Consider the following 4,786-nt stretch of genomic DNA (forward strand, 5'->3'; position numbering starts at 1 on the left):
GGGCCAATCGTCGGCGCCGGCGGTTCGGGTGGGTACTGCAACAGCGGGCCGCTCTCTTCGGCTTGGCCGGGACGGAGCGCAAAGGAAAGCGCTGCCACGACCGCAATCAGCGTGAAGGTTATTGCCACCCACGGCAGTAGACGAGACGTACGTTTCATGAAGATCCTCCTTTGACATACACTCAGGCGACATTGGTGCCAGAACATTTACCGATCATGCGCTGCGAGCGATGCCAGCGGCTGGCGTGAAGCCATTGCCGCGCGGTACAAGTCGATCAGTTCGGCTGCAATCCGGGCCGACGAAAACGCCGGCGCCAACGTAACAGCGCGCGTACTATATTCACGCCAGCTCACTGGATTCTCTAGCAACTCAACCAGTGCGGCGCCAATCGCCGGCCCAGAGCGCGGCTCGACCACAACACCGGCCCGCGCAGCCGCGACGTACGCACTTGCTCCGGTTGTGCGGGTGACAACTGGTGGCGTTCCCACGGCACACGCCTCGATAACGACCCGACTGAACGCCTCGGCGACTGACGGCACCACTGCTGCATCAGCCCCGGCCAAATGGGTCAGCACCTCGGTGTGAGGAACACCACCGGTCAGTAGAACATGATTGGACACCCCCAATTCAGCGGCTCGCCGCGATAAAAACGCGCCATAATCACCAAAACGCGGCGTGGCGCGATTGGGGCCAACGATTAACACTTGCGGCTCAATTCCGGCGGCACGAACGGTAGGCACGGCTTCAACAAGGTACGCCATGCCTTTGAACGGATGCAACCGGTTGAGGCCAACCACAATTGGGCGACGTGGATCAAGGTGGTAACGCGCCACCAATGCGGCACGGCTGCGCACGCGCAAAGCATCAAGATCTTCGCCTACGGGCGGAAAACTACTATTCGTGATATTGTAGGGAATAGCCTTCACCTTGTCTGGCGCAGCGCCAAGCGCGATCGCTGCTTCACGAATCTGGGGCGAGTCGGCTCGTATCACCAATGCGCGGCAGAAAACGATCGGTAAGATAGCGCGAACGCTGCGGAAGCGAGCATAGCCGTAATCAAATTCTGGCTCGGCCATGACATCGGCGCCGGGCAGGGTCAGCGCCAGCGGCGGCACCCGTTTACCAGCTAGCACTGCCGCCCATGCAAGCGGAAACGCGGTCTCGATGTGGCAAAGATCGTAGGTGTGTTCGGCAAAAAAGTGCCGGAAGCCCATGATGACGCTAGCAAGATAGGGGTAGGGGAAGATACGGGCAGTAAGCGTATTGGCCACCTTGACGGGCCATGAGCCGCTTGCCGGCAACCGGTGAACGACAATTCCTTCTTCAACGGTACGAGTAGGCTGGCGCAGGGAAGCTGAAAAGCTGAGCACCTCAGCATCAACGCCATAGTTCCGCCACTCCTCAATCAGCTCAGCATGGATGCGATTACCCATTGCTGACTGACCGTAGTGCGGCAGGATATAAAGTATGCGCATGGAACAGTGACCTTTTTGATACGCTCTCTAAGCAAACCTTATGCGATCATGACGGATCAGCAACGCATTTGGTTCCCATATATGGATGATGTGAACGGCGTCGTTGCCACCTCAGGCTCATTATTGATCAGATGAGGCGAAGCGACAAGCTACTATACCACCTCCTAGCATGCCCTTTAGGCGAAGCGAGAAAGCATGTACTGCGTAGCACGCGTTGCAGAGAACGGGAAAGCACTTATCACCGCCTCAGGAGAGCACGATCATGCAATAGCGTTACATAAAAACTGAACCTCGAGATCACAGCAAAAGTTTCTCATCACAGTTATGCTTTCGCAACGCAAGTCACTGCTCACAAGCGCGTATTCCGCATTCTTATCAGCCAAAACCGCTTTTCCTATACCCTACCGGCGGATTGCTCAAACAATCAAATGATTGACTATCATGCTACAATCAGATTCGATCATGCGTTTTTGGGCAAGCTCTGGGTTTGGTTTTGCTTTCTTGTCCAAGTAGTTTGCAAACGGAACTACAGAATCAGCCGGCAAGAGGGGTTGTTATGACTGTTGAGATCACCCGCGCAACGATCGACCGCTACAACCGTCCCGGCCCACGCTACACCAGCTACCCGACTGTCCCGCATTGGAACGCTCAATTCACTGCCGATGACTATCTGGCGGCGCTGCGCGATGTGGCGGCCACCGCCGATCCGATCAGCGTGTATGTGCATCTGCCCTTCTGCGCTGAACGGTGCGCGTACTGCGGCTGCAACGCTACCTCAACCAAACGGGCCGACGTGGTTGATCACTATCTCGACCGGCTCGAACGCGAGCTAGCAATGGTGACAGCCGCGCTCGGCACGGGACGCAAGGTGGTACAATTACATTGGGGCGGCGGCACACCCAATTTTTTGAATGAAGCACAGTCGCGCCGTTTGATGGGCCTGCTGCGGGCCGCCTTTACCATTGACCCTGAGGCGGAGGTGGCGCTGGAAGTCGATCCGCGCATCGGCAGCCGCGAGCAGGTCTTCCTCTTCCACGAGCTGGGGTTTAACCGGATCAGTTTCGGGGTGCAAGATATTGCCCACGATGTACAAGTAGCGATCGGGCGGATTCAGCCGCTTAGCCAGACCGAGACGGTGATGCTGGCGGCGCGCGATGCCGGCTTTGCCAGCGTGAATATCGATCTGGTCTACGGCTTGCCGTACCAGACGCCGGCCAGCTTTGCGGCGACGTTGCAGGCGATGATCGATCTGAGGCCTGACCGGGTGGCCTGCTTTAGCTACGCGCACCTGCCGCAGGCGCGCCCGAACCAAAAGCGGGTCGATGCGCGCCAGTTGCCGACCGGCTACGACAAGTTCCAGCTCTTCTTGCAAGCGATTGACGCTTTCACCGCCGTAGGGTATGAGTGGATCGGGATGGATCACTTTGCGCTGGCCGATGACGAATTGGCGGTCGCAGCGCGCGAGCGGCGGTTGCAGCGCAACTTTATGGGGTATACGGTGTTGCCTGCGCCGCACCAGATCGGCTTCGGCATGAGCGCGATCGGCGATTTGGCCGGGCGCTATGCCCAGAACGATGCCCATCTCGGCAATTACCAGCGCGCGATTGATGCCGGCGAGCTGCCGATCACGCGCGGGATGCGGCTGAGTGACGACGATCTGATGCGGCGGCAGGCGATCATGCATCTGATGTGCAACCTTGAGGTACCATTTGATCTAGCATTGCCGCCGCACGGGCAACCGCTCGGCGAGGCGTTTGCCGCCGAGATCGAACGGATCGCGGCCTACGCCGACGACGGGTTGGTTGAGGTGGAACCGCGCCGCTTGCGCGTCACCGAGCGCGGCCGGTTCTTTGTGCGGAATCTGGCGATGGAGTTGGATCGCTATCTGCAACAGGCGACGGAACGGCCGATCTTTTCGAGCACGGTATGAGGGGTAGCGCGTATGATGGCAGGCTATGACAGTGTCGTGATCGGGGGCGGCATCGGCGGGTTGGCGGCAGCCTATACCCTCTACAAACGGGGGTACCGGGTGCTGGTGATCGAAGCGGCTAACCGGGTTGGCGGCGTGATCCACAGTGTCACCACGCCGGAAGGCTTCACACTCGATTGCGGGCCAAACACGCTAGGCACGAAAGACGTGCGGTTGTGGCAAGAGCTGATCGACCTTGGCTTGCGCGAGCGGATCACACCGGCCACGCGCCATGGCAAGCGGCGGTTTATCTTGATCAACGGCAAGCCAGTTGAGATCCCCAGCTCGCCGGTCAGTTTGGTGACAACGCCGCTGCTCTCGTGGCAAGGCAAACTGCGCATACTGGCCGAACCATTCGTCAAGAACGAACCGGCCAGCGCCGAAGAGAGCGTGGCCGCCTTTTTCAACCGCCGGATCGGCCCCGAAGCGACTGCGCGCCTGCTCGATCCGTTTGTGGCCGGCGTGTATGCAGGCGATCCCAACCAACTATCGATCGCAGCGGTCTTCCCCTCATTGTGGGAAGCGGCCCAACGCGGCGGCAGCATTGTGCGCGGCATGCTCAAACAATCCAAGCCAAAACCGGCGGTGAGCGAACCAAAGATGCGCAGCCGCACCTTCAGCTTCCGGACCGGCTTGGCCGAATGGCCGCGCGCGCTGGCCCGCGCACTTGGCGCCGGCAATGTCTGGACGGGGCGGAAAGTGGTTGGCTTGCGCAACCGCGGCGGTTACTGGGAAGTGACGGTGGATGGTTCGGGCGAGGTTGAGACGATCACTGCGCGCAGCGTGATCATCGCCACACCGGCTTACGCCGCTGCCGAATTGGTCGAATCACTCGATACTGGCGCCGCCAGCGCACTGCGCAATATTCCCTATGCGCCGGTGGCGGTGGTTCACCTCGGCTTCCGCCGCGACCAGCTCTCGCGTGAGCTGAACGGGTTTGGCGTGCTGGCCCCGTCGAGCGAACGGCGGCAGTTCCTCGGCATTCTGTGGGCCTCTAGCCTCTTCCCGCACGTCGCTCCGGCGGATCGGGCGTTGACGATTACGCTGGCGGGCGGCGCGATCCGGCCCGAATTGGCCGAGCAGAGCGAAGAGGCGCTGATCGAGTCGGCTATCCGCGACAACCAGCAGGTGCTGGGGATCAGCGGCCAACCGCTGCTGACCCACGTCACGCGCTGGCGCTATGCGATCCCGCAGTACACCTTCGGCCATCGCGAACGGATGGCTGCAATCGAGCGGCTCGAACAGCGCTGGCCAACGTTGCAGTTGACCGGCAGCTACCGTGGCGGCGTCGGCGTGCCCAAGACGTGGGCCACCGGCGTGCAAGCCGGCGCGCGAGTGGCAG

General features: G+C 60.5%; 3 protein-coding genes. 2 read left to right on the forward strand and 1 reads right to left on the reverse strand.

What is annotated here, in order from left to right; genetic code table 11:
- Window positions 1–206: 206 nt before the first annotated feature.
- Window positions 207–1,475: a glycosyltransferase family 4 protein gene (locus tag U9R81_RS15305; RefSeq protein ID WP_322496299.1), complete on the reverse strand. Its 1,269-nt coding sequence runs from the start codon at window positions 1,473–1,475 to the stop codon at window positions 207–209.
- A gap of 556 nt (window positions 1,476–2,031) precedes the next feature.
- On the opposite strand from U9R81_RS15305, the gene hemN reads away from it, so the two are divergent.
- Window positions 2,032–3,405, forward strand: coding sequence for an oxygen-independent coproporphyrinogen III oxidase (gene hemN, locus U9R81_RS15310; RefSeq protein ID WP_322496300.1), 1,374 nt, complete (start codon window positions 2,032–2,034; stop codon window positions 3,403–3,405).
- 12 nt (window positions 3,406–3,417) lie between these two features.
- On the forward strand, window positions 3,418–4,786 hold a 1,369-nt coding region (gene hemG / locus U9R81_RS15315), incomplete at its 3' end, for a protoporphyrinogen oxidase (RefSeq protein ID WP_322496301.1).

This window comes from Chloroflexus sp. (assembly GCF_034435895.1).
Lineage (GTDB): Bacteria > Chloroflexota > Chloroflexia > Chloroflexales > Chloroflexaceae > Chloroflexus.

Bases quoted from the DNA above. Each gene is read 5' to 3' on its own strand.
- hemN (WP_322496300.1), top strand. From the start codon at position 2,032: ATGACTGTTGAGATCACCCGCGCAACGATCGACCGCTACAACCGTCCC.
- U9R81_RS15305 (WP_322496299.1), bottom strand. From the start codon at position 1,475: ATGCGCATACTTTATATCCTGCCGCACTACGGTCAGTCAGCAATGGGT.